This is a genomic window from Synechococcus sp. Nb3U1 (genome assembly GCF_021533835.1).
GTDB lineage: Bacteria > Cyanobacteriota > Cyanobacteriia > Thermostichales > Thermostichaceae > Thermostichus.
Genome location: NZ_JAKFYQ010000001.1, coordinates 1,275,052 through 1,296,615 on the forward strand (window position 1 = coordinate 1,275,052; position 21,564 = coordinate 1,296,615).

A 21,564-nucleotide genomic window follows, 5' to 3' on the forward strand; every position below is an offset into this window, starting at 1 on the left:
AGATGCGGCGACAACAACTGTCTCCTGATCATAGTTGTTAAAAATTGTTTCTGGAGGGATTCAGATCCGGCCTCAGCCCTCGATTCGGGGTAGGGGGGATGAGACACTAAATGGTCGGAGGATGTTATCGCCCAATCAGATGAGAGTTTTGAACCCTGTTCGGAGAAGTGGTGTTATGCGTTTCCTGCTGTCCGCCCTAGTTCGCGTTCTGCTAGTCCTGTGCCTTTGCTTGACCCCCTTGGGGATCACGGTTGCCGCTCATGCTGCGGAACTACCCGCCGTGAAGCACCTGGATGCCCCGATTGATGTGAACAACACCATCTTGCGCAACTATCGCCAGCTGCCGGGCTTCTACCCTAACTTGGCCCGGACACTGGTGCAAAATGCGCCCTACGATAGCCTGGAAGATATTCTGCGGATCCCAGGTCTGACGGAGGAGCAAAAAGCCTTGATCAAGGCCAATGCGGAAAACTTCGTCATCGGCGAGTATCAGGAGGGGGCCAACCAATTGGAAAACCGCATCAACCAAGGCTACTACGGTTGATCCGCAGCCAAAAGCCACTGGGGGAATCGGCTTGTTTTGACGACCTCCTTACCGATTAAGGGGGAAGTGTGGCCTATGACAACGTTTGAAACTGTCCACCGAGACCCATCCGAGCCGATTGCCTCATTCCGTTAGCCTTCGATTGAGCTCTAGCTCCTGTTGTCTCGGAGTTCTTGTGCAACTTCACCTACCCGAATGGGCTACATGAAACTGCCACGGGTGCTGATCTGTGGCTATTATGGCTACGGCAACGGTGGCGATGAAGCGTTGCTGTTGGCCCTGATTCAGGAGCTCCAGCAGTTGCCCAACCCCGTGCAGCCGGTGGTGCTCTCTCGTCAGCCAGCCCAAACGGCAGCTAGCTACCCGGTATTGGCTTGCCCTCGCTTTAACGGGTTGGCTTTACAGCGTTGTTTACGGGAAGCCGAGGCTTTTGTTTGGGGTGGGGGTAGCCTCTTACAGGACCGCACCAGTTGGCGTAGCCCTCTCTACTACCTGGGGGTGATGGGCTTAGCTCAGCAACTGCGGCAGAAAACCTTCGCTTGGGCCCAAGGGATCGGCCCGTTGGATCGAGCTTGGATTCGCAATTTGGCACGGCGCTCCTTGGCGGGCTGTACAGCTATTAGTGTGCGGGATAGGATCGCCTCAGACTTACTGGAACATTGGGGGATCCCTCACCAAGTTGCCCCGGATCCGGTTTGGGGGCTGAAGTCGAAAACCTTACCCGAGTGGGAGGCATGGCCACAGCCCCGCATTGCCGTGGTCCTGCGTCAGCACCCTCAACTGACTCCGGCCCGCATCGAATCTCTGGGCCAGGGGTTGATGCAACTGCAGGTTTCTACTGGGGCTTATCTTCTCTTCATTCCCTTGCAACTGGCCCCTCAGGGATCCCCAGAGTTGGGGGCGGATTATCGCTTGGCTCAGGATTTGCAACAGCGAATGCCTGGCCATAGTCAGATCTTGGACATTCGGGATCCCTGTCTGCTCAAGGGGAGTTTTCAAGGGGCGCGGCTGGCGATCACAATGCGCTACCACGGGTTAGTAATGGCAGCTGCAGAGGGCTGTCGTTGCTTTGGTCTTAGCTACGATCCAAAGGTGAAAACCCTGTTGCAAGACCTGGGGATGCCCGGCTGGGATTTGCAGGAGATCCCGACCGATCCAGAAACTCTTCACCAGGCTTGGCTGACCTGCTACGAAAATGGGCCGGCTCTGAGCTCTGCAGAGATTGAAACGTGGGTGCAACGGTCGGCTCAACACGGCGAATGGCTCCGACAGCAGTTGAGTTGGGAGTAGCCTTGTTTGGATCCCTTCAGAGAGCCGCTTTACCCTGAAAGAAGGCAAAGTTCAGAGAACTTATCGCATGACCTCGCAAATTCATCCTCTCACCCGCGAACAAGTTCTGAGCGCGATGGTAGCCACCAGTGGATGCCTAGCACTCCTAGCCGGTCTGTGGAGTTGGCTGGGATCCGTACCCATCCCATTTTTTTGGGATCCGCTGGCGCTGCTCTGGGGTGTGGGGTTAGGCTTTGGCGTGGTGCTGATGAGCGAGATAGTTTACCGCCTCTGGCCTGACTATCGCCAGGCTGCCCGCACCTACTTGCAGTTAATTGTAGATCCTTTGCAGTGGGGGGACGTATTTTGGCTGGGCCTGTTGCCGGGCTGGAGCGAGGAATGGTTGTTCCGGGGCGTTTTGGTTTCGGTGTGGGTTGCTGGCCCCTTGGGTTGGGCGGGCGGGATCCTCTGCAGCAGTCTTTTGTTCGGACTATTGCATTTGCTGGAATGGCGGGGGTGGCCTTATGCCCTCTGGGCTAGTGGGGTTGGGATCCTGCTGGGGGTAGGGTTGTGGCTGTCAGGAAACTTGTTGGTCACCATTGTTGCTCATATCCTGACCAACTGGTCTGCCGCTCTGTGGTGGAAATATCGTCAATACACCTCTGAACGGTAGGCTGCCTTCCACCGCTTCTGCTTTGCCCTTTTGGGAGGAGTGATAGAGTTCATGCCGTCCCGTCCTTGGCTGCGTCAACTGCTGTGGGGATCCTTCTCCTGGATTAGAGTCGGACGCTCCCTAATCTTGATCGGGTTAGTGGTGTATGGCTACCTGATCTGGTTGGGATGGTTCTGGTCGGAACGGATGATCTTTCTGCCCCGGCCCTCTAGTTACCAAGATGGGGAGCAAATTCTCAAGCTGACCACCCGCGACGGTGTGTCGATTTCTGCAGTGTATCTGCTCAATCCCGCTGCCACTTATACCCTGCTCTACAGCCACGGCAATGCGGAAGATTTGGGCGATATTTTCCCCCGCATGCTCAGCCTGCAGCGACAGGGGTTTGGAGTTTTGGCCTACGACTATCGCGGCTATGGCACCAGCGAAGGGACTCCTTCCGAAGCAGGGGTCTACCTGGATATTGAAGCAGCCTATGCCTACTTGATTCGGCAAGGGATCCCACCGGAGCAGATCCTCGTCTACGGGCGCTCGGTCGGGGGTGGGCCATCGGTTTATTTGGCGGCCCAAAAGCCCGTTGGGGGGGTGATCCTGGAATCTACTTTTGTGACAACCTTTCGGGTGTTGACGCGCATTCCATTGCTGCCCTTCGACCGCTTTGATAATTTGAGTCGGATTCCCAAGATCGAATGTCCCCTCCTGATTTTGCACGGCACCGACGATGGCCTGATCCCCTTCTGGCATGCCCAAACCCTCTACCGAGCAGCACGGGATCCGAAACGCCTCATCCCCATTGAGGGGGCCAACCACAACGATCTGCTGCAGGTGGCCGGGGATGACTACTACAGCATCTTGCACCAATTTGTAGACGAGCTCGTGGATCCCTATCGAAAAGCTACTCCACTGAGATAGCAACTAGGTAGCGATTAACACAATGGTATAATGGTTCTATTTTGCCTGTTTACCGGAGGCAAAAGGGATCCCGGTTAGATCCTTTGGGGATGCTGGTTCTGCAGAAGCGGCTGCTATCGATGCACAGCAAGCAACGTTTTTGTCCTGTATTCCTGAGCGCCTCCTGGGATTTCTCCCTTGTTTTGTCGATCTCAAGCGGTGTTCAAGATGATCTCCTTGCAGGATATTTTCGGGGTTGAGCTGCTGGGCAACCCCTTGTGGAACTACCTCCTGGTCTTGTTCATCTTTGCGGCCGGGGTCTTTGTCATTCGTACGCTATTGCGGGGCTTGGTTTTGCAAACCTTGGCGGGCTGGCTCTCCAAGTTAAACGGGATCCCGCTCGATACCCCCGTTCGTTTGGTGGAGCGCTACTTGATCCCGCTGCTCTATCTGGGCTTGGTTTACGTCTGTTTGAGCAGCCTGAACTTGGCCACCGTCCTGCGCCAGACCCTGGATATTCTGGCCACCATCATTGCTACCTATTTTGGTATTAACCTCCTGAGTGCCAGCGTCGAATATGGCCTGCGCATTTACCTAACTAGCAAAAAAGGCGATGCCACCACCGAGCAAAGTCTGTTGTTGCTCTCCCCGATGATTCGAGTGGTGTTTAGCCTGATCGGGGTGTTGTTTTTGCTGGACAACCTGGGTTTTGATGTGGCGGCACTGGTGGCCAGCTTAGGCATTGGGGGCATAGCCATTGCCTTGGCAGCCCAAGGGGTTTTGCAGGATCTGTTCAGCTACTTCTCAATTTTGATGGATCGGCCCTTCGAGATCGGCGACTTTGTCATTTTAGGCGACTTTATGGGATCTGTCGAATACATCGGCATCAAAACCACCCGCCTACGCAGCCTCAGTGGTGAACAGATCATTATAGCCAATACCGACATGACGGGATCCCGAATTCGCAACTACAAACGCATGCAACGACGACGAGTGGTGTTTGGCTTTAGCGTCGCCTATAAAACTCCCTCCGAAAAGCTGCAGGAGATCCCGCAACTGGTGAAACAGATCATCGATGCCGAGGCCAACGCCCAGTTTGATCGCGCCCACTTTGCCGCCTACGGAGATTTCAGCCTTAACTACGAGGTGGTCTACTATGTGCTCAGCCCCGACTTTAACCTCTATATGGATGTGCAGGAACGCATCAACCTCGCCCTGAAGCAAGCCTTCCAGGAACGGGGCATTGAATTTGCTTACCCAACTCAGTTACTTTACTTGAATCTCCAGCAGCAGGCTGCTCTCCCCAACGCTACTTAATCGCTACTTGAGATCAGTTAAGCCCCATGCCTCCGATCCAAGTGGGGATTTCTGAAGAAAATGATAGATAAAAATCTATTGGTTTAACATGATATTTCGGCATTATTCAATGGTAATCTGCCGATAGTGCTTATGGATTTCTGGGCATGTTGAGCCAAGCGAAAGAACAACAGTCTGATGGCGGGAAATTTTTGTATTGGCGTCGGCGTCTGAGCTTGGACAACTGGCGCGGGGATCTCTTTGGCGGGCTGACAACCGCAATTGTCTCGCTGCCGATGGCTCTGGCCTTCGGGGTAGCATCTGGGGCGGGGCCGGTGGCGGGGCTGTATGGGGCAGTGTGTGTTGGCTTTTTTGCGGCCCTGTTTGGCGGCACCCCCACCCTAATCTCGGAGCCCACCGGGCCGATGACGGTGATGATGACGGCGGTGATCGCCAATGTGATGGCTCGCTATCCGGATCAGGGGTTAGGGCTGGCCTTCACGGTGGTGATGCTGGGGGGGCTGTTTCAACTGTTGTTTGGGGCTCTAAAGCTGGGGAAATACATCACCCTCATGCCCTACAGCGTTATCTCCGGCTTCATGTCGGGGATCGGCTGGATCATGATTTTGTTGCAGATCCCGCCCATTTTGGGCCATGTCAATCGGGGAGGGGTGATCGGGGCGGTGCAGAACCTGCCGGAGTATCTGCTCAACCTCAAGGGGCCGGAACTGGGGTTGGGGCTACTGACGATCGGGATCCTCTTTTTTTACCCCAAGCCTTGGCGACGAGTCGTGCCGCCGCAGTTGGTGGCCCTGTTGGTGGGAACCCTAGTTGCCAGCCTGTTCATGGCCGATCTGGATTTGCGCCGGATTGGCCCCATTCCCACCAGTTTGCCGCAGTTGCAATGGCCGCGGTTGCCCCTATCTTCTTTTGCCAGCTTGGTTCTAGATGGGGTAGTGCTGGGGATGCTGGGCTGCATCGACACCTTGCTGACGGCAGTGATTGCCGATAACCTGACCCGCACCCGCCACGACTCGGATCAAGAGCTGATTGGGCAAGGGATCGCCAATATCGTCTCCGGTTTGCTGGGGGGGTTGCCGGGAGCTGGAGCAACCATGGGTACGGTGGTGAATATCCAGTCTGGCGGACGTACCCCTTTGTCTGGTATGACCCGAGCCGGGATCCTGTTGATGGTGGTGTTGTTTGCGGCTCCCCTCACCCAAGGGATCCCGATGGCGGTGTTGGCGGGGATTGCCCTCAAGGTGGGGGTGGATATTCTCGATTGGAGCTTCCTGAAGCGGGCCCATCGGCTTTCCCTCAAGGGGGCGGCGATCATGTACGGGGTGATGTTCATGACGGTGTTCGTGGACTTGATCGCAGCGGTGGGTGTAGGGGTATTTGTAGCCAATTTGCTCACCATTCAACGCCTGAGCGAAATCCACTCGGAAGAGGTGAAGGCTATTACCGATGCGGATGATGCGGTTGAGCTCACTCCGCAGGAGAAAACGTTGCTGCGGCAGGCCCAGGGTCAGGTGCTGCTCTTTTACCTGAGTGGGCCGATGATCTTCGGGGTTTCACAAGCCATTTCCCGGCAACATCAAGCGGTCGCCTCCTGTCAGGCCTTGGTGCTGGATTTGTCGGATGTGCCGATGCTGGGTGTATCAGCAACGCTATCGTTGGAAAATGCCATCCGAGATGCCCTGGATCAGCGTAAGCAGGTGTGGATCGTCGGAGCCAAGGGACGAATCCGGCAGCGTTTGGAAAACTTGCACCTGCCCATTTCGGCAGAGCGGTTTGTGGACAGCCGTGAGTTGGCTCTCGCGGAGGCGGTCACGCAGTTGGGGTTACAGCTGCAGCCTAGTCCATTGGTTTGAGCGGGAGCTTCGGATGGATTTGGTAGGGGTTCCCTGGGTGAGGGTCTTTGAATTTTGAATAAATTTAAATAAAGATGAATGAAGAGCCGCAGGCAATCCGGATCCCGTCGGGGCTGTTGGCCCTGCTGGCTGGGCTGCCTTTGCTCCTGCTGGTGATTTGGAATGTGACCGATCCGATCCCCCCCGCTTGGGATGAGGCTCAACATCTGTTGCAGGCACAAGCCTTTGGTGCTCATTTGCAGCGCTTTCGCTGGGATCCCCTCTGGTGGGATCAATTTTTGCACTTGAACCAGCGCTACCCGCCGTTGACCTATTGGTTGGGGATCCCGTTGGCAGTATGGCATCCCTTCAGTCGGGCGGATGGGCAGTTGCTCAACCTGCTGGCGTTGGGGATCCTGGCTGGAGTGACGCAGCGAATCGGCTGGCGGGCCTATTCCTCGAGGGGGATCGGTTGGCTGGGGGCAGGGTTGCTGCTCCTGTATCCGGGGATCACCTCTCTAGCCCACGTGTATATGTTGGAGCTGGTGCTGGTGTTGACCGTGACACTGGCCTTTTGGGCAATGCTCAGTTACTGGCAGGATCCTTCCTGGAAGGCGGGGGTAGGGGTAGGGGCGGCGGTGGCGGCGGTGCTGTTGACGAAGTGGACGGGGGTGTTGTTTTTGGTACTCCCCTTGGGGGCGTTGGTGGGTCGAGCTTTGCTGAGGGGGCGAAAGGGGAAAGGGTGGCATAGAGGGTGCGTCAGGCTCCGGCCCACAGGGATCCCTTTGGCAGAAATGGGACTGGGTATGGGGGTAACGCTGCTGCTCTGCTGGCCTTGGTACGGAGCCAATTGGCTGTTTGTGCTCAGCAATGGGTTTGGCTATACCAGCACCGCCCACTACTACATCACCTGTGCCGCCGGATCCCTGTGTTGGTGGACAAGTTACCTGCGCCTGTTGCCACAACAGATGGGCCCGGTTTTATGTGGGTTACCGCTGTTGACGCTGTGGCCTTGGGGATGGAATCCCTCTCTGGGGGTGAGAGCATTGAGCAGTTCTGTAAAAGCTTTCTTCAGGGCTGCTGCCTTAGGATCTCCCTCAGGAGCCAAACGCCATGCGCCAAGGCACCGCTGGCGCCATCAGGGGGTGGCGGCGCTATGGGCCACCTATGGGTCGGGCTACTTGCTTTACACACTGGTGGATATTAAAGATGTTCGCTTCACCTTACCTCTGTTGCCTCTACTGGCGGTGCTCTCGGCGGGCGGGATCCAGCAGGCTGGGCAATGGTTACAGGAGCGCTCACACGCTTCACCCCTGTGCCAGCGTCTGCATCGAGCCTGGCCTTGGTTTGGGCTGGGGTTGGGATCCCTGGCTTTGTGGAGCTTTGGGCAACCCTTGACGCCGGGGGTTGCTCCCTTGTGGACGGGGATACAGATGCAATGGCAGGGGCAGCACCCCGAGCAAGAGCTGACGGATTGGATCAGGTCTTTGGTGCAGCCGGGGCTAACCACTACCCTGGGGGTTCTTCCTAATACAGAACTCATCTCCCCTGAAACCCTCACCTATCTGGCCAGTCTGCACAACTGGCCCCTGACTTTTCGCGCTGCCGGACAAACCCCTTGGCCAGAGCTGGAGCTGTCGTTGCTGGATGGGTTTGTCGATGCTGAAGGAGAGATGGGGATCATCGGCCCCTACGGCCCGGCCAAAGCCCAAATTCGCCATAGCCTGAACCAGAGCCCGGAGTGGCGTGCCGAGCCGCTTGTGCATCTCCCCTCTGTGGGTAACGTGCGAACCTATCTTTCCAGATTGGAACGGGTGAAGCTCCAGGATCTGCCCGACGGGGCGGTGGAGGTGGAACTGAAGCAGATCCTCCCCCGGCTCGATTTGGGGATCCCGGCTTGGCAATTGCACTGGCAAGGCTCAGCAAGGGATTTGGCGCAAACGCTGGTGTGGGCAGAACTGGAGGATGAAGAAGGGCAAGTTTTGGCTGAAGGAGCTTGGGTGCTGGGGCAAACTCGTCTGCAACCGAACCAAGTGGGCACTTGGGCTGTGAATGAGATTTTCACCTTGCCCACAGAAGCCTCTGGGAATGGGACTTTGCACCTCACCTGGCAACCGCCGCAAGGGATCTGGCAACATCGGAGCCAGCCTTGGCCGGGAGGAATCCAGGGCACATTGACCAAGGGATCCCAATGGTTACGGGATCCCCTCATTCCGCTGCGATCGGCTGCTGATGCGGCTGCCCATGGCAATTTGGAGGGGTTATCCCTCTACCTGAATGCCTGGACAACCCTGCAGTACCCGACTTTTCTGACGGATCCCGATCGCGCCCTGACCGGCAAGTTGTTGCAGGGAGAATGGCAACGGGCCACCCAGCGAGGGGATTTAGCCCGGCAAATTCAAAGCCACTACCAACAGGGGTTGATGCTGGTGGCGCTCCTACAACCAGACTCCGCCCAGGCTCACTTTCAACAGATTGTAGAGTTGGATCCTGAGGATAATTGGGCACGGGCTTATCTGGCGTTTTTGCGGGTGCTCTTTACCCATAAGGTTGAGGGCTGGGCAGGATTACAAGCGGAATTGGTGTATTTGGTGCAGCCATTGTGTCAAGCAGGAGATCCGGAGCTGACCTTAGCTTGGGTTTGCTCTCTTTTGCCATCGTTCGCATCAGCAGCGCCTTGGCGCGGTACATCCAGCTCCATCTGAGAAATTTCCATCTGAGAAACTTCGGACAGGAGAAAATCGGCGAAGGCCCCGGCAACTACAGAAAGACGTTTTGAGCGCAGGTAAACCAAATACCAGGAGCCGTAGATGGGAAACTCCTCCACATCCAAAATCGCCAAATGATGTTGCCAACCGCCCAGGGCCAACACATGCTGAGACAAAACGGAAATGCCTAGCCCGCCGACAATGCCTTGGCGAATCGCTTCGCTGCTACCCAATTCCATCCGGATATTTAGCGTCAGGTTGTGCTTGTCAAACAGCCGCTGCACCGCCATTCGAGTGCCAGATCCGGGTTCGCGGGCTAAAAAAGGCTCTTGGGCGATGCGTTCTAAGGGGATCCTCTTCTCTCCCACCAGAGGATGATGAATCGGGGCCATCACCATCAACGGATTTTCTAGAAATGGGCGAGCCACAACATCAAGATCTTCCGGCGGCATCCCCATGACGTAGAGGTCGTCCATGTTGTGGGCGATGCGATCCAGAACCTGCTGACGATTAATCACCTTGAGGGCCACATCGATGCCGGGGTACTGCTGGCAAAAAGGCCCTAACAAACGTGGAATAAAGTATTTGGCGGTGGTGACAACCCCGATGCTGAGGCGCCCTTGTTTCAGGCCCTTTAGATCCGCAAGGGTCATCTCAAATTGATCCAGCTGCTCAAAAATCTTGCCACAGGTTTGGTGTAAGGCCTGTCCGGCCTCGGTCAAGTAGAGCCGCTTGCCCACCTGTTCAAACAAAGGCAGCCCTACTGCCTTACTCAGTTGCTTGATCTGCATAGAGATAGTGGGCTGGGTCAGATACAGCTCTTCGGCAGCACGGGTAAAGCTGAGATGACGGGCAGCCACCTCAAAGATTTGCAGTTGATGCAGGGTGATGGCCTTCATTAGGAATCAGGAAATACCTAAGTTTTACTCATTTATCATAGACTGAAATCTATGTCTTGATCCATGCTTCACGCCTTGGGGCATCAAAGAAGATACATAGAATTATAGTTATATAGTTATTTAATTATTTATCTTGATGTCTCTTAGGTTCCAGTCTCAGGATCCCCCGGTGCATAGGCCAGCCTTATTTAGGTCTTGGCAACATTCCCCAGATTTTCACAAAGGCAGGCTAGGGTAAGAAAGTCTGGCTATACAGCCTTTTCCAGCGTTACCTGATACAGACCTGATAAGCAGATTCAGGTCAATCCCTTGCTCCGTAAGGTTTTTTGCCTAGCTCAAGGGCCTGTGTGAAGTCGGAAAAGGCTGTAGGAGGGCTATTTCTTCACCCAAGTCCAGCTGTCTGTTCTCGATAGGGGAGGGTTTAACCATGAGCTTAATTGGCAACATCATCTGGTTGATCTTCGGGGGCTTTCTAACGGCTCTGGGTTATATCTTGGGGGGATTAAGTCTTTGCCTGACGATCATTGGCATTCCTTTTGGTTGGCAGAGTATCAAGCTGGGATTCGCGGTGCTCACCCCCTTCGGTCGAGAGGTGGTGGAGTATCCCGATGCCAATAGCCCGTTGCTGCTGATCTTCAACGTGATCTGGCTGTTGCTGTTCGGCTGGCCCTTGGTGCTGAACCATCTATTTTGGGCCTTGATTTTGGCAGTCACCATTATCGGGATCCCGTTTGCCAAGCAGCATATGAAGTTGATCATCCTGTCGTTGTTGCCCTTTGGTCGGGATCTCCGCTGAGGAATTGTGTGGACTTGTTTGTGGATTTATTGAAGAGTGTTTCTAAAACATTCAATCTGCTCGAACTTCCCTGGCAAAGCCGCAAGAATTGGACTGAGAGGAGTTGACTGTGATCTGAATCACCCTCAGCTAGGGGATCCCATCACCGACGGTTTGAGCGGGGAGCGAGAGACTAAAACCATTGCAGGACGTTGCAGGAGGAGGAAGGCCATGCGTATCATCTGGATCGCAGTGGTGGCCAGTATGTTGGGGTTGTTGGCGGTAATGCCCTTTGCCCAGTCGGATCCCCAGGAAGAATGGCTGGGAGAACAATGTGCCGCAGATGGGCCGGTCATTTGTCTGGACTAAAGCTTTTCATGTTCAGAATTTTATTGGCCCATGAGGGCTACTGCGAGCGCAGCCACTGGGTTAGCAATGCCTCAATCAGCTCTGAGAGATCTTGATCCGATTCCAACAGAATTCGTTTGACGGCGCGGTGGGTGTCTTTGGGAATATACGCGGTAAGTTTGATGTACTCAGAGCTGTTGGGCTTGGGGGGGCGAAGAGGTTCGGGAGGCTCCGGTGGCTCGGGGGCAAGAGTGTTGTTGTCGGGAATTTTATAGGCTTGGGCGCTTAACTTTTTCGGGGCAGGACGAGAAGGGATCCCTTCCGGTTGTATATCCAAGAGGCGCTCAAACTTGCTCATGACAGGATCTCCCCACCCACAGCGACATAATCTGACCAGGCTTGCTTAGCTCTAGCTTCTGGGATCTCGTTAATACAAACCCCCTCGAGGGCAGCCCGTTGAAAGGCCACCGTGCGGCGGATGGAATTTTGGTAGAGGGGGATCCCAGCCTGTTTCAAAAAACTGCGGGCCTCGGCCCCATCCCGGTTGGGCCAGGGAGGAATCAGGGTGAGCAAAACCCGGTAGTGCTTTGCCCCTAAGCGCTGGAGCGCATCGGTGGTCAGCATCAGGGCATCCAAGGCCAAGGCATCGGGGGAACAGGGCAAGACCAACAGGTCACATCGCTGGGCCAGGGCGCGCAACTGTTCGGGGGTAGGGCGGGCTGGGGTATCGATCACCGTATGGTGGAAACCCGTGGGTGTCGGTGTGGTGGAGTCCCCAGCCAGCACTTTGATGGGAAAGTGGGATCCCCGTTCCGCCCAGCGAGAGGCCGAGCGATTCCGATCCGCATCGATCAGCAACGTCATTTGTGGCGTGCCGGACTCTGGCGCACCTTTTTCCTGCTGGAGGTAGAGGGCCAAATGCACCGCCGTGGTGGTTTTGCCCACACCCCCTTTAAATCCTAAGACCGCAATATTCATCGGGCCACACACACTCCCACCCCGGTTTTACTGCCCAATTGCACGGGCGGCAAGGGGGAAGGGGTTACCCATTGCCGTGCCGCAGACTACGGGTTCTGGCTAGAACGGTGCCGCCTAGAAGCGCATGAAGTTTCCCCAGAGCCGTAATCGACAGAATCTGCAAATGAGGTATTGTAATGCTTGCCTCAGCACTACGCTTGTGGATCGCCCCCAGTGAAGTGGCATCCTTTGTCTACAGGTTTCGTCCTATCCCTAGCTGTATGCTCTAGCCCTATCCTAAAAACCCCCTCCCTTTTTTGGAGAAGCCAGCCATGCCCTACCGATCCGGGTCACTTCCCTCCCTAAGCTCTGCTCACTCTTGGAACCTGCCTTTGGGGCTCTGTCTTGCCCTAACCTTGAGCGCCTGCGGCGGCGGCGGCTCCAGTCGCTCCCTCCCCCCTGCCCCTGTTCTCTCTACCGGACGCATTGAGGGATCCCATTTTGATGACTTGAACGGCAATGGTCTACGGGATCCGGGAGAGCCGGGGCTACCGGGCATTACCACCTTCCTGGACTTGAATGGCAATGGCCGCCTCGATGCGGGAGAACCAAGTGCAACCAGTGATGCCAGCGGCAATTTCCGCTTTTTTGACCTCCCCCCTGGCACCTATCGCGTCACCGCCATCTTGCCGCCGGGGCGGGTCTTTACCACACCGCGCTCTGGCTTAGGGCTAGAGCAAATTATTGGGGGCACCAACGCTCCCGCGGGGGCCTTTCCTTGGATGGTGGCCTTGGTGTTTGCAGATCGACAGGATCCGTTTCAGGGGCAGTTTTGTGGGGGATCCCTGATTACACCGGAATGGGTGCTCACAGCGGCCCATTGTTTCTTTAACAATCAAGGTCAGCAGGTGGTGAACACCCAAAATCTGGATCTGTTACTGGGCACCAACCGCCTAGAAGTTGGAGCCGGCCAGCGCATTCGTGCTGCTCAAATTGTCATCAACCCTGGCTACAACCCCCAACTGGGAGAACCAGGGGGCAACGATATCGCCCTAGTACGCCTGTCTCAGCCTATTTCCTTGGCTACCCTGCCTCTGGTGCAGCCGAACCAAACCAACCTAACAGCCCCCGGCACTGCCGCCACCATCATCGGCTGGGGAGCTACCTCTCGCCCTGCCGGTCAGGAACCCAGCGGTTTTCCCAGAGATTTGCAGCAAGCCACCGTTCCCATTGTGTCCAATGCAGAGTGCAACGCGCCACAATCCTACGATGGCACCATCCTTGACAGCATGTTGTGTGCCGGCTTTCCTCAAGGGGGAGTGGATTCTTGCCAGGCAGATAGCGGTGGTCCTTTGATCGTGCCTAGTGGTGATGGCTTTGCCCTGGCGGGGATCACCAGCTTTGGGGTCGGTTGTGCTCAGCCCAATTTCTTTGGGGTGTATACTCGTGTGTCCAGTTTCTCGGGTTTTGTACAGTCGGTGATTGGCAGCACACCCACCCCAAGCCCAACTCCAACAGTTACTCCTACCCCTGGGGCAACCGCTTCATTCACTGTGAATTTAATCGGGGGTGAGGTGGTTTCGGGTCTCAACTTTGGCAGTCGAGCCCAGTAAATCCGGGCAATAGCACAGGGATGGTTTATTATAAGAATCCCGGTTTTTCTTCAATACATCTTCAATACAATAAATTCGACGGAGGAGATGGATCCTTTATGACCCAGGTGACGATTGGCGAAAACGAAGGTATCGAGTCTGCACTACGCCGATTCAAGCGTCAGGTTTCTAAGGCAGGCATCTTACGGGATCTGCGCAACCATCGGCATTTTGAAACCAACTTGGAAAAACGCAAGCGCAAAGCGGTGGCTGTCCGACGGAACCGCCGCAAAACTATGGCTTAAGAGCGGCTACAGCCTCAAAGTTTAGCGCTGGGATCCTGAATGGGGCTAGCCTCCAGGGATCCGCTTAGCACATCAATTTCTAGCATTAACTCTTCTCCAGCGTAAATCTCAGGCAGCGGGGCAAAAGGTGCTGAGCGTTGAATGGCGCTGAGCACGGCTGCATCCAAAAGGGGATCTTCCGAGGGGGTTTTCAGGCGCAGTTCCCGCAGGGATCCCTCTCGATCTAGGCGAAGTTGTACCACCGTCAAGTAGGAGCCAGCAGCTCGCTGTACCATCCAGTGTTGGCGAACTTTCTCTTGCAGCTGTGCTAGGTAGGTTCCCCAGTCTAAATCGGCGACAACATCTAAGCTGGGTGGGCCTGATTCTTCGGCTTTGGGGTTTAGGGATCCCTGGTTTTGGGATTGGAAAAGGCTTTCTGGGGCAGGCAAAAGCGTGCTGAGGGATTCCTTTTGCTCGTTTTGCCAAGTGGCATCCTGTGCTGGTGGGGTGGGTCGGGGCTCTGCCTGTGCCAGCAGATGCGGTTGGGGGAGAGACTCTAGGGGGGAGGCTGCTTCTGAGGGGGAGAGGCTTGCGTCAGGTTGAGAAACCACTGGCGAGTTCGGGGGAACTACGGGTGGATCTGGGAATGTGGCAGGTTTACCAACGTCGGCTGGGGTTGAGAGCAGGCTGTGCAAATGTTGTTGATACTCCTGCAGAGGTTCTCGTTGTTGGGAAGATAGGGACAGTGTATCCAGCCATCTTTCTGTCAGTTGTAGGGCCTCCACCCAATCGTGATCAGCCACGGCATCCTCTAAGGCGGATTCAAACTGTTGCTGGTGCTGAGGCGTGAGGGGGCGTGGAGGTGAGGGGACTTCGGGGATATCTGCGGGTGGAGGGAGGAGGGGCTGCCCTCGATGGGTCAAAGACTGGGCCGAAACTTCAGGAAGAACGGCTGATGAAGAGGAGCTTGTCTCAACTTCAAAATCAAACCAGTCTCTGGGGCTGGCCACTTGCGAGTGCCGTACCGATAGGTAGGGATCCCGTAGGTCAGAGATTCCCGATGCACGGGCAGAGATAGGGGCCATAAAATCCGGTTCTGGGGGAGGCTCAGCTTCCACCTCTACCCACTGAAAAGAAATGATCTCCACCTCCTCTGGGATCCCCGGCTGCCAGCCCATAAGCCCGATGGGGAGAAGATGCAACCCCGCCGAAAGGAGATTGGCCAAGCCCAAGCGCCAGGGCAGAGAACGGCGTTCTTGTTGTCGTTTTTCCTCGGAGCGGCTCTGTTGGGGAGAGTCGCTGAGATGGTCGTCCCCTGCCTGCCCCATTTGCTGTGGGGGTGAACCTATATCGGTGGTGCCTTCTAGAGCAAAAAGTCTGGGAAATCTTTTGGGATCCTCCTCCCATTCGTTTGGGATCCCGGCCTTGGCCATGTCTTGGTCTTGATCAGCAGAGTGGGATCCCTCTAACCCTGGTTGATCCTCTGTTTGCACTGTGCCACTCCTCCTCACAACCCCATCCCAACAGGTTTCTGTCGGTTAGGCAGCCTCACACTCCTGTGGGGCCAGAGCGTGGCCCCCCCTTGATCAATAGCTCATCCCTGCGCAAAAGGGCAGTTGTCTGGAGAGAAATCCTCACATTGCGGTGCGGGAAAGCTGTGTTGGTGAATACGGATTTCCGTTGTTCCAATGACTACTATCTTTGCTGAGGGCAACTGTTTGGGCCACTTAGGCTCACGAAAAGCTTGCCCAGTTTATAAAAACATTCATCGATTCCCTACTGGTGGAGTTGGTTCATGCTTGTTACTCAGCAACCCGTCCTGAAGCGGTTTTGGTACCCTGTAATCCCGATATCGGCCCTAGAAGCTGGCCCACAAGCTTTTACGTTGCTGCAGACTCCACTGGTGCTCTGGCTGGACGAGTCAGGGCAACCTTGCGCTGTTTTGGATCGCTGCTGCCACCGCTCCGCTCAACTCTCCAAGGGGATTGTCTGCAATGGCCATATCCGCTGCCCTTATCACGGTTGGGAGTTCGAGGGTTCAGGAACCTGTGTGAAGGTGCCACAACTTACCGAAGATTTCATTCCGCGTACCTACAAGGTGGAAGGGTTTTGCTGTCAGGAGCGCTACGGCTATGTTTGGGTAGCCCTGGCGGATCCGCTAACAGATATCCCCGAAATTCCTGAGGTGGCGGATCCCCAGTTTCGCCAAATTCACCAATTTTACGAAGTTTGGAAATGTGCCGGCCTACGTCTGATGGAAAACTCCTTCGACAATGCCCACCCTCACTTTGTTCATCAAAACAGCTTTGGGGTCATTTCCGAGCCTGTACCGCCCGAGCTCGATAGCTTTGAAGAGCTGGAATATGGTCTGCAGGCGACCTCGGTTTTGCCGGTATTCAATAGCGATATCCAGAAGCAGAACTTAAAAACGACAGAGGATCGAACAGTGCGCATCCTGGAAAGCACTTGGTTTATGCCCTTCAACCGCAAACTTAAGATCTCCTATCCCAACGGCCTTATTCACATCATCTTTACAGGGGCTACTCCCATTGATGACCAGACTTCACAGGTGGTGCAGTTCTGTGTGCGCAACGATGCCGAGGCGGAGGTGAGTGCCGAGAGCATCATCGCCTTCGATCGCCAAGTCACGCTTGAGGATCAACTGATTTTGGAGGGAACCGACTATGATGTTCCTCTCGATATCAAAGTGGAACAGCACATGTTCACCGACAAGCCTGGTATCGTCATGCGTCACAAGCTAGCCGCCCTATTGAAGGCTCACGGCGAGGCTGAAGTGCGGAGGGGTTAAGGTGGGTTGAGATCCGGATGCCGTAGGAGATTTGGTCAAAGAGGGATATGAGAAAGAAGCTGCCAATCCTGACAATTCAGCTACATTGCCCGATGGCACACGAGTGGAAGATCTAGAAGAAAGTAGGGGCGCTTGGGCTATGCTTTGAATATTCACCCGCCTGCGACACGGCATGGACAACACCCCGGCCAAACCTGATGGGAATCTCAAAACCCCTGAGCTGATTATTCGTCCCGCCCAACTAGGGGATCTAGAGGCGGTGGAAGAGATCTTTGCCGAAGCTTTCGATGAAGAGTACGGTAGCCGCTCAGTCGATATCCGTCGGCAAGTGCGTCGGTTGCGCCAGTGGTATGGGCCACTGAAGACTCTTAGCCTGTTTCCCAATCGGTTTCAGCACATGTTTACAGTACATGTGGCGGAGCTAGAGGGGAAAATTCAGGGGGTCATCCAGGTTTCTCCGTTTAATCATTCCCGCAGCACCTGGCGGGTAGATCACATTGCGGTGGCCAGCTCTGCTCAACGGCAAGGGGTGGGATCCCGGCTGCTCAAGCACTGTATGGAACACTTCCGCGAGGCCCATACCTGGATCCTGGAGGTGAACATCCATAATAAGGGGGCAATGGCTCTCTACCGACGCAATGGTTTCCAACCCCTGGCCCAGATTACCTATTGGTCGATCCCCGTCGAGATCCTCACGGCCTTGAGTCAGCATGAGCCTAAGCTGCCCAATTTGGTGCCGGTGACCAATCGGGATGCCTACGCCATCTATCAGTTGGATACGGGATCCATGCCTGCCAATGTCCGTCAGGTGTACGACCGCGAGGTGAGCGATTTTCGCACCAACCCCCTGGATTGGGCTTTGGAGCGAGCCAAACGCTCCATCAGCCAGACGGAACGGGTGGAAGTGTGTGTCTACGAGCCGGAGCGCAAAACCGCCATCGGTTACTTCAATCTGAAGCTGGATCGCACCGGGCAGCAACCCCATGTGGCCAAACTGACGGTTCACCCCGCCTACACCTGGCTCTACCCCGAGTTAATGGCCAAAATGGCCCAACTCACTCAGGAGCTTCCACCTCAATCTCTGGCCTTGGCCTCCACCGATTACCAGCCGGAGCGGGAGGAGTTTTTGCTCAAGCTCGGGGCCCAGGATTTAGAGCGAACCCTGCTTATGTCCCGTTCGGTGTGGCATAAAATCCGCGAGAGCCGCTTCAGTTGGGATAATGCCTATATCAACGCGATGCTACGCGGGTTACAGGTGAAACAACCGGTACCGGAACGGTTTGAGGGGCCTGGAGAAGGCTGGCTGGAGCACTACTTCCATCCCCTTCACCGGCCAGAGGCGGATCCCCACTCGGATCAGAACCTTTCTTCCGAGCCTCCCCCACCCCCTAGTCAAAACCCCAGCTAGCACTTGTGAAGAATTCGAAGGACAACTCAGCTGTGGAGACTTCTTGGCGAGCTCTGCTCCAAGCGGCGCTACACCGCAACCGTAGTGATCCCGGTGCGCGATATCTACAATTGGCTACAGTGGATCCCCGAGGGCATCCGCGCAACCGTACGGTGGTTTTCAGAGGGTTTTTGGAGCAAAGCGACTGCATTCAGTTGGCGGTGGATGGTCGTAGTGAGAAGATCCGACAGATTGCCCACTGCCCCCACGCCCAGATCTGCTGGTACTTTGGCAAAACCCGCGAACAATTTCGCATTGCTGGTACTCTTCAGGCTATCACCGCCGATCACCCGGATCCCCAAGCCCTAGATCAGCGGCAACACCTGTGGCAACAGATATCTGAGAAAGGTCGGCTGCTGTGGTTTTGGCCGGAACCTAAGGCCCACCTTGCGCCGTCAGAGACTTTCTTGCAGGAGTTGTCACCGGACAAGGCGGCTATGCCTCCGGATACCTTTGTGGTTTTGTGGCTGGATCCAACGGAGGTAGATCATTTGCAACTGAAAGGGGATCCGATCTATCCCCAGTTGCGGACGGTATATGAGCGCAGCCCCCACGGGTGGCAATATCGGGTAGTCAATCCTTAAAAAGGCTCCTTTGAAGGGATCCCAATCTATTCCCGGTTACTCCTGAAACAGCCTCTTGTGAATAATAGGCTTCCCTTTTTTTTCCATGACCCGCTGCCAGAATAGACGTGTTAACGTAGCTGAACGATCGCCTTGCAGCACGCTAGATGCTCACTCTACCCGTGGTGGGGTTGTGGCTGGCAGGCTTCTTCTAACCCGACACATAGCACTCTTGGTCGCAGTGGCCCCAATGTCCCCCTTGATCCGCTCATTTTCTGCTTTCGTCGCCGAATCTGTTGCCTCTCTTTGTGTTGTGAGTTCTGGTGGGCCACCGATGGACATGGCTTTGAGAGGTAAGCTGCGTCAGGGATTCCTGTTTTGGGTTGTGGCCTTGCTTTGGATGGGCGCTCCCTTTCAGAATTTGAGGGCGCAAACTTTGGGGGAGCCTGTTCCAGAATTGCTAGAAGATCCCCTTGAGGGAGATGTTGCTCCTGGTTTGGAGCCTTCGGTGCCCTCGCAGGGGACGACCACCTCCGCCCGTACAGGATCCTTTCGCGTCGGCAATCGCACCCCCTATCCGATTCGGTTAGTGATCTTGATGCGCGGTGGCGAACGGCTGATCAACCCAGAAACGGCCCACTGGGATTTTGCCCCTGGAGAGGGCGGTAGCGAAGGATTGGTGCTCAGTTTGGGGGAAGAGCCGCTGCAAATTAGCCCTGGCGACATTGTGGTGGCCTTTACCTTGGATGGTACCCGCCGTTACTGGGGTCCGAATGTGGTGGGAGAATCTCTGGCCCCGTTCTGGAATGGGGAGAGCAGTTCGTGGTCGATGATTCTGCAGCCTTGATCGATTCTGCACAGCGGATCCCTTTCGCGCCAGCGGAACGAAGTTCTCTGATCTACCGTCGGTTTGGGCGCACTGAGCAGCAGATCTCCGTTTTCTCTCTGGGCAGTATGCGCTTGGTGAATGTGCCCCCTGCCCAGGCTCAGGCCACGGTTGAGGCTGCCATCGCAGCCGGGATCAACCACATCGAAACCGCTCAAGCCTATGGTCATGCGGAAGCGTTTCTGGGGGAGCTCCTACGGGCATTGCCTATTCCACGCCACCAGTTGATTCTGACCAGTAAACTCACCCCCACAGCTCAGTTGCAGGAGCAGCTTCAGGGATCCCTGCGTCGCCTACGGGTGGAGTACCTGGATCAATTTGCCTTTCATGGCATCAACCTGCCGGAACATCTGGAGTGGGTGTTGCGGGAGGGGTTGCCAATTCTGCGACAGGCCCAGAAGGAGGGCTGGGTAAGGCACATCGGCTTTTCCACCCATGGATCTTTGGAGTTAATTCTGACGGCGATCCAGACGGGATGCTTTGACTTTGTCAATTTGCACTATCACTTTTTCCAACAGCGCAATCAGCCAGTACTGGAGGCAGCTACCCAGCAGGATATGGGAGTTTTCATCATTTCTCCTGCCGATAAAGGCGGAATGCTCTATCACCCGCCGCAACGCTTACAAGAATGCTGCCAGCCCTTCAGCCCGTTGGAGTTTGCCTACCGTTTTTTGCTAGCGGATCCCCGCATTCAGACCCTTAGTTTGGGTATTACCCACCCAGAGGAGTTGCAAACGGCCTTGACCGCTCTAGAAAATCCAGAGGGTTGGTTGCAGGAGGGCGCAGCGATTCAAGAACGGTTACGACAGGCCGAACTCGAACGCCTCGCAGCCACTCGCTGTGCCCAGTGCTATGCCTGCCTACCCTGTCCGGAAGGGATCCACATTCCCGAGGTGTTGCGCCTGCGAAACTTGGCGCTCTCTCATGATATGAAAGAATTCGGCCAGTACCGTTACAACATGTTTGGCCAGGCTGGACATTGGTTCCCTGGGGTAACAGGGGATCACTGTACCGAGTGTGGGGACTGTCTACCCCGCTGCCCGGAACAGTTGCGGATCCCGGATTTGTTGATGGAAACTCACCAGCTACTGCACCGCGCCCCGATTCGTCGGTTATGGGAGTGAGGGAAATTCTTGTTTTCTGATCGCAGTTGGGATTTTGCCCATGTCTTTTTCAATCCCTTTGTACTGGGATCGCCTGACCGACGGGATCCCGGCTGCCCTTGCGGCTGACCTGATCCTAGTTTCGGATGGACATGCTCTGCTGGCGCTGGAGTTTTCCCCTTTCGAAAGACGCCTACGGGAACAGATGGAAAAACGCTTCCGTGAGGTGGATTGGATCCCTAGGGCGAACCTACAGGGGGTTAGGGAGGCGGTACGGGCCTACTTTGCTGGGGAATGGGATCCCATCCAGGCGTTGCCCGTGAACCCGGGCGGTACCCCCTTTCAGCAGCAGGTGTGGCAGATGTTGCGGGGGATCCCGGTTGGAGAAACCCGCACCTACGGTGAGCTGGCCGCTCAACTGGGCCACCCCCATGGGGCACGAGCGGTGGGCATGGCCAATGCCCGTAACCCAATCGCCATTGTCATCCCCTGTCATCGTGTTATCGGCGCAGGGGCGGATCTAAGGGGGTATGCTGGCGGGTTGGAGCGCAAACGCTGGCTCTTGGCCCACGAAGCGAATCAAGCTCCCGTCTGTGTTGAGCTGAGAACAGGAACAGACACGCCTGTCCAGTTGAGTTTGATTGGTTGATTTTTTGGATTGGGATCCCTG

21 protein-coding genes are annotated in these 21,564 nt (G+C 55.6%); 17 read left to right on the top strand and 4 right to left on the bottom strand.

All coding sequences use genetic code 11. The annotated features are described in order from the left end of the window. Window positions 1–175: 175 nt before the first annotated feature. The 7 genes from psbU (at window position 176) to L1047_RS05900 (ending at window position 9,228) form a co-directional block, all read left to right on the top strand. Window positions 176–544, top strand: a complete 369-nt coding sequence (gene psbU / locus L1047_RS05870; protein ID WP_235277940.1) for a photosystem II complex extrinsic protein PsbU — start codon at window positions 176–178, stop codon at window positions 542–544. Between the two features lie 204 nt (window positions 545–748). Beyond that, window positions 749–1,834, top strand: a complete 1,086-nt coding sequence (gene csaB / locus L1047_RS05875; protein ID WP_235277941.1) for a polysaccharide pyruvyl transferase CsaB — start codon at window positions 749–751, stop codon at window positions 1,832–1,834. Window positions 1,835–1,901: 67 nt separating this feature from the next. After that, window positions 1,902–2,486 (top strand): CPBP family intramembrane glutamic endopeptidase, encoded by a 585-nt coding sequence (locus L1047_RS05880; RefSeq protein WP_235277942.1) that lies wholly within the window; start codon window positions 1,902–1,904, stop codon window positions 2,484–2,486. A 51-nt stretch (window positions 2,487–2,537) separates the two neighbouring features. After that, entirely contained in the window at window positions 2,538–3,395 is an 858-nt protein-coding gene (locus tag L1047_RS05885; RefSeq protein WP_235277943.1) for an alpha/beta hydrolase, read from the top strand. Window positions 3,396–3,602: 207 nt separating this feature from the next. Next, a complete protein-coding gene (locus tag L1047_RS05890) occupies window positions 3,603–4,691 on the top strand; it encodes a mechanosensitive ion channel family protein (RefSeq protein WP_235277944.1) in 1,089 nt (362 codons plus the stop codon). A 146-nt stretch (window positions 4,692–4,837) separates the two neighbouring features. Then, window positions 4,838–6,544 carry a SulP family inorganic anion transporter gene (locus L1047_RS05895; RefSeq protein WP_235277945.1) on the top strand — a complete coding sequence of 569 codons (1,707 nt, stop codon included), beginning with the start codon at window positions 4,838–4,840 and terminating at the stop codon, window positions 6,542–6,544. Between the two features lie 74 nt (window positions 6,545–6,618). Further along, complete coding sequence (locus tag L1047_RS05900) at window positions 6,619–9,228, top strand: glycosyltransferase family 39 protein (RefSeq protein ID WP_235277946.1); 2,610 nt, start codon at window positions 6,619–6,621, stop codon at window positions 9,226–9,228. Here L1047_RS05900 and L1047_RS05905 read toward each other — a convergent pair. Beyond that, a complete protein-coding gene (locus tag L1047_RS05905) occupies window positions 9,129–10,130 on the bottom strand; it encodes a LysR family transcriptional regulator (protein WP_235277947.1) in 1,002 nt (333 codons plus the stop codon). The two genes, L1047_RS05900 and L1047_RS05905, sit on opposite strands and share 100 nt — an antisense overlap. A gap of 427 nt (window positions 10,131–10,557) precedes the next feature. Between L1047_RS05905 and L1047_RS05910 the strand changes: the two genes are divergently transcribed. Both L1047_RS05910 and L1047_RS05915 read left to right on the top strand, forming a co-directional pair. Then, window positions 10,558–10,926: a YccF domain-containing protein gene (locus tag L1047_RS05910; RefSeq protein WP_235277948.1), complete on the top strand. Its 369-nt coding sequence runs from the start codon at window positions 10,558–10,560 to the stop codon at window positions 10,924–10,926. A 210-nt stretch (window positions 10,927–11,136) separates the two neighbouring features. Beyond that, a complete protein-coding gene (locus L1047_RS05915) occupies window positions 11,137–11,274 on the top strand; it encodes a hypothetical protein (protein WP_235277949.1) in 138 nt (45 codons plus the stop codon). Window positions 11,275–11,311: 37 nt separating this feature from the next. Here L1047_RS05915 and L1047_RS05920 read toward each other — a convergent pair whose 3' ends face one another. After that, the gene (locus tag L1047_RS05920; protein WP_235277950.1) at window positions 11,312–11,611 is read right to left on the bottom strand and encodes a hypothetical protein; all 300 of its coding nucleotides are present in this window, start codon (window positions 11,609–11,611) and stop codon (window positions 11,312–11,314) included. Then, entirely contained in the window at window positions 11,608–12,231 is a 624-nt protein-coding gene (locus L1047_RS05925; protein WP_235277951.1) for a ParA family protein, read from the bottom strand. Before L1047_RS05925 ends, L1047_RS05920 begins: the two co-directional genes overlap by 4 nt. Window positions 12,232–12,602: 371 nt before the next feature. On the opposite strand from L1047_RS05925, the gene L1047_RS05930 reads away from it, so the two are divergent. Both L1047_RS05930 and rpsU read left to right on the top strand, forming a co-directional pair. After that, window positions 12,603–13,823, top strand: coding sequence for a trypsin-like serine protease (locus L1047_RS05930; protein WP_235277952.1), 1,221 nt, complete (start codon window positions 12,603–12,605; stop codon window positions 13,821–13,823). A gap of 98 nt (window positions 13,824–13,921) precedes the next feature. Beyond that, the gene (gene rpsU, locus L1047_RS05935; RefSeq protein ID WP_235277953.1) at window positions 13,922–14,107 is read left to right on the top strand and encodes a 30S ribosomal protein S21; all 186 of its coding nucleotides are present in this window, start codon (window positions 13,922–13,924) and stop codon (window positions 14,105–14,107) included. Between the two features lie 14 nt (window positions 14,108–14,121). On the opposite strand, the gene L1047_RS05940 is transcribed toward rpsU, so the two are convergent. Then, window positions 14,122–15,579, bottom strand: coding sequence for a TonB C-terminal domain-containing protein (locus L1047_RS05940; RefSeq protein WP_235277954.1), 1,458 nt, complete (start codon window positions 15,577–15,579; stop codon window positions 14,122–14,124). A 302-nt stretch (window positions 15,580–15,881) separates the two neighbouring features. On the opposite strand from L1047_RS05940, the gene L1047_RS05945 reads away from it, so the two are divergent. From L1047_RS05945 to L1047_RS05970, 6 genes are all read left to right on the top strand, one after another. Continuing rightward, the gene (locus L1047_RS05945) at window positions 15,882–16,895 is read left to right on the top strand and encodes an aromatic ring-hydroxylating dioxygenase subunit alpha (protein ID WP_235277955.1); all 1,014 of its coding nucleotides are present in this window, start codon (window positions 15,882–15,884) and stop codon (window positions 16,893–16,895) included. A gap of 172 nt (window positions 16,896–17,067) precedes the next feature. Continuing rightward, window positions 17,068–18,303 (top strand): GNAT family N-acetyltransferase, encoded by a 1,236-nt coding sequence (locus L1047_RS05950; RefSeq protein WP_235277956.1) that lies wholly within the window; start codon window positions 17,068–17,070, stop codon window positions 18,301–18,303. A gap of 32 nt (window positions 18,304–18,335) precedes the next feature. Then, entirely contained in the window at window positions 18,336–18,926 is a 591-nt protein-coding gene (locus L1047_RS05955) for an Npun_F5749 family FMN-dependent PPOX-type flavoprotein (RefSeq protein WP_235277957.1), read from the top strand. A gap of 313 nt (window positions 18,927–19,239) precedes the next feature. Beyond that, window positions 19,240–19,752 carry a hypothetical protein gene (locus tag L1047_RS05960; RefSeq protein ID WP_235277958.1) on the top strand — a complete coding sequence of 171 codons (513 nt, stop codon included), beginning with the start codon at window positions 19,240–19,242 and terminating at the stop codon, window positions 19,750–19,752. A gap of 47 nt (window positions 19,753–19,799) precedes the next feature. Next, entirely contained in the window at window positions 19,800–20,915 is a 1,116-nt protein-coding gene (locus L1047_RS05965) for an aldo/keto reductase (RefSeq protein WP_235278874.1), read from the top strand. Between the two features lie 40 nt (window positions 20,916–20,955). Continuing rightward, entirely contained in the window at window positions 20,956–21,543 is a 588-nt protein-coding gene (locus tag L1047_RS05970; RefSeq protein WP_235277959.1) for a methylated-DNA--[protein]-cysteine S-methyltransferase, read from the top strand. Window positions 21,544–21,564: the final 21 nt, after the last annotated feature.

What these genes read in the sequence shown, in the direction of transcription:
- psbU (WP_235277940.1), top strand. Translation starts at nt 176, where the DNA reads ATGCGTTTCCTGCTGTCCGCCCTAGTTCGCGTTCTGCTAGTCCTGTGC.
- csaB (WP_235277941.1), top strand. Translation starts at nt 749, where the DNA reads ATGAAACTGCCACGGGTGCTGATCTGTGGCTATTATGGCTACGGCAAC.
- L1047_RS05880 (WP_235277942.1), top strand. Translation starts at nt 1,902, where the DNA reads ATGACCTCGCAAATTCATCCTCTCACCCGCGAACAAGTTCTGAGCGCG.
- L1047_RS05885 (WP_235277943.1), top strand. Translation starts at nt 2,538, where the DNA reads ATGCCGTCCCGTCCTTGGCTGCGTCAACTGCTGTGGGGATCCTTCTCC.
- L1047_RS05890 (WP_235277944.1), top strand. Translation starts at nt 3,603, where the DNA reads ATGATCTCCTTGCAGGATATTTTCGGGGTTGAGCTGCTGGGCAACCCC.
- L1047_RS05895 (WP_235277945.1), top strand. Translation starts at nt 4,838, where the DNA reads ATGTTGAGCCAAGCGAAAGAACAACAGTCTGATGGCGGGAAATTTTTG.
- L1047_RS05900 (WP_235277946.1), top strand. Translation starts at nt 6,619, where the DNA reads ATGAATGAAGAGCCGCAGGCAATCCGGATCCCGTCGGGGCTGTTGGCC.
- L1047_RS05905 (WP_235277947.1), bottom strand. Translation starts at nt 10,130, where the DNA reads ATGAAGGCCATCACCCTGCATCAACTGCAAATCTTTGAGGTGGCTGCC.
- L1047_RS05910 (WP_235277948.1), top strand. Translation starts at nt 10,558, where the DNA reads ATGAGCTTAATTGGCAACATCATCTGGTTGATCTTCGGGGGCTTTCTA.
- L1047_RS05915 (WP_235277949.1), top strand. Translation starts at nt 11,137, where the DNA reads ATGCGTATCATCTGGATCGCAGTGGTGGCCAGTATGTTGGGGTTGTTG.
- L1047_RS05920 (WP_235277950.1), bottom strand. Translation starts at nt 11,611, where the DNA reads ATGAGCAAGTTTGAGCGCCTCTTGGATATACAACCGGAAGGGATCCCT.
- L1047_RS05925 (WP_235277951.1), bottom strand. Translation starts at nt 12,231, where the DNA reads ATGAATATTGCGGTCTTAGGATTTAAAGGGGGTGTGGGCAAAACCACC.
- rpsU (WP_235277953.1), top strand. Translation starts at nt 13,922, where the DNA reads ATGACCCAGGTGACGATTGGCGAAAACGAAGGTATCGAGTCTGCACTA.
- L1047_RS05945 (WP_235277955.1), top strand. Translation starts at nt 15,882, where the DNA reads ATGCTTGTTACTCAGCAACCCGTCCTGAAGCGGTTTTGGTACCCTGTA.
- L1047_RS05950 (WP_235277956.1), top strand. Translation starts at nt 17,068, where the DNA reads ATGGACAACACCCCGGCCAAACCTGATGGGAATCTCAAAACCCCTGAG.
- L1047_RS05960 (WP_235277958.1), top strand. Translation starts at nt 19,240, where the DNA reads ATGGACATGGCTTTGAGAGGTAAGCTGCGTCAGGGATTCCTGTTTTGG.
- L1047_RS05970 (WP_235277959.1), top strand. Translation starts at nt 20,956, where the DNA reads ATGTCTTTTTCAATCCCTTTGTACTGGGATCGCCTGACCGACGGGATC.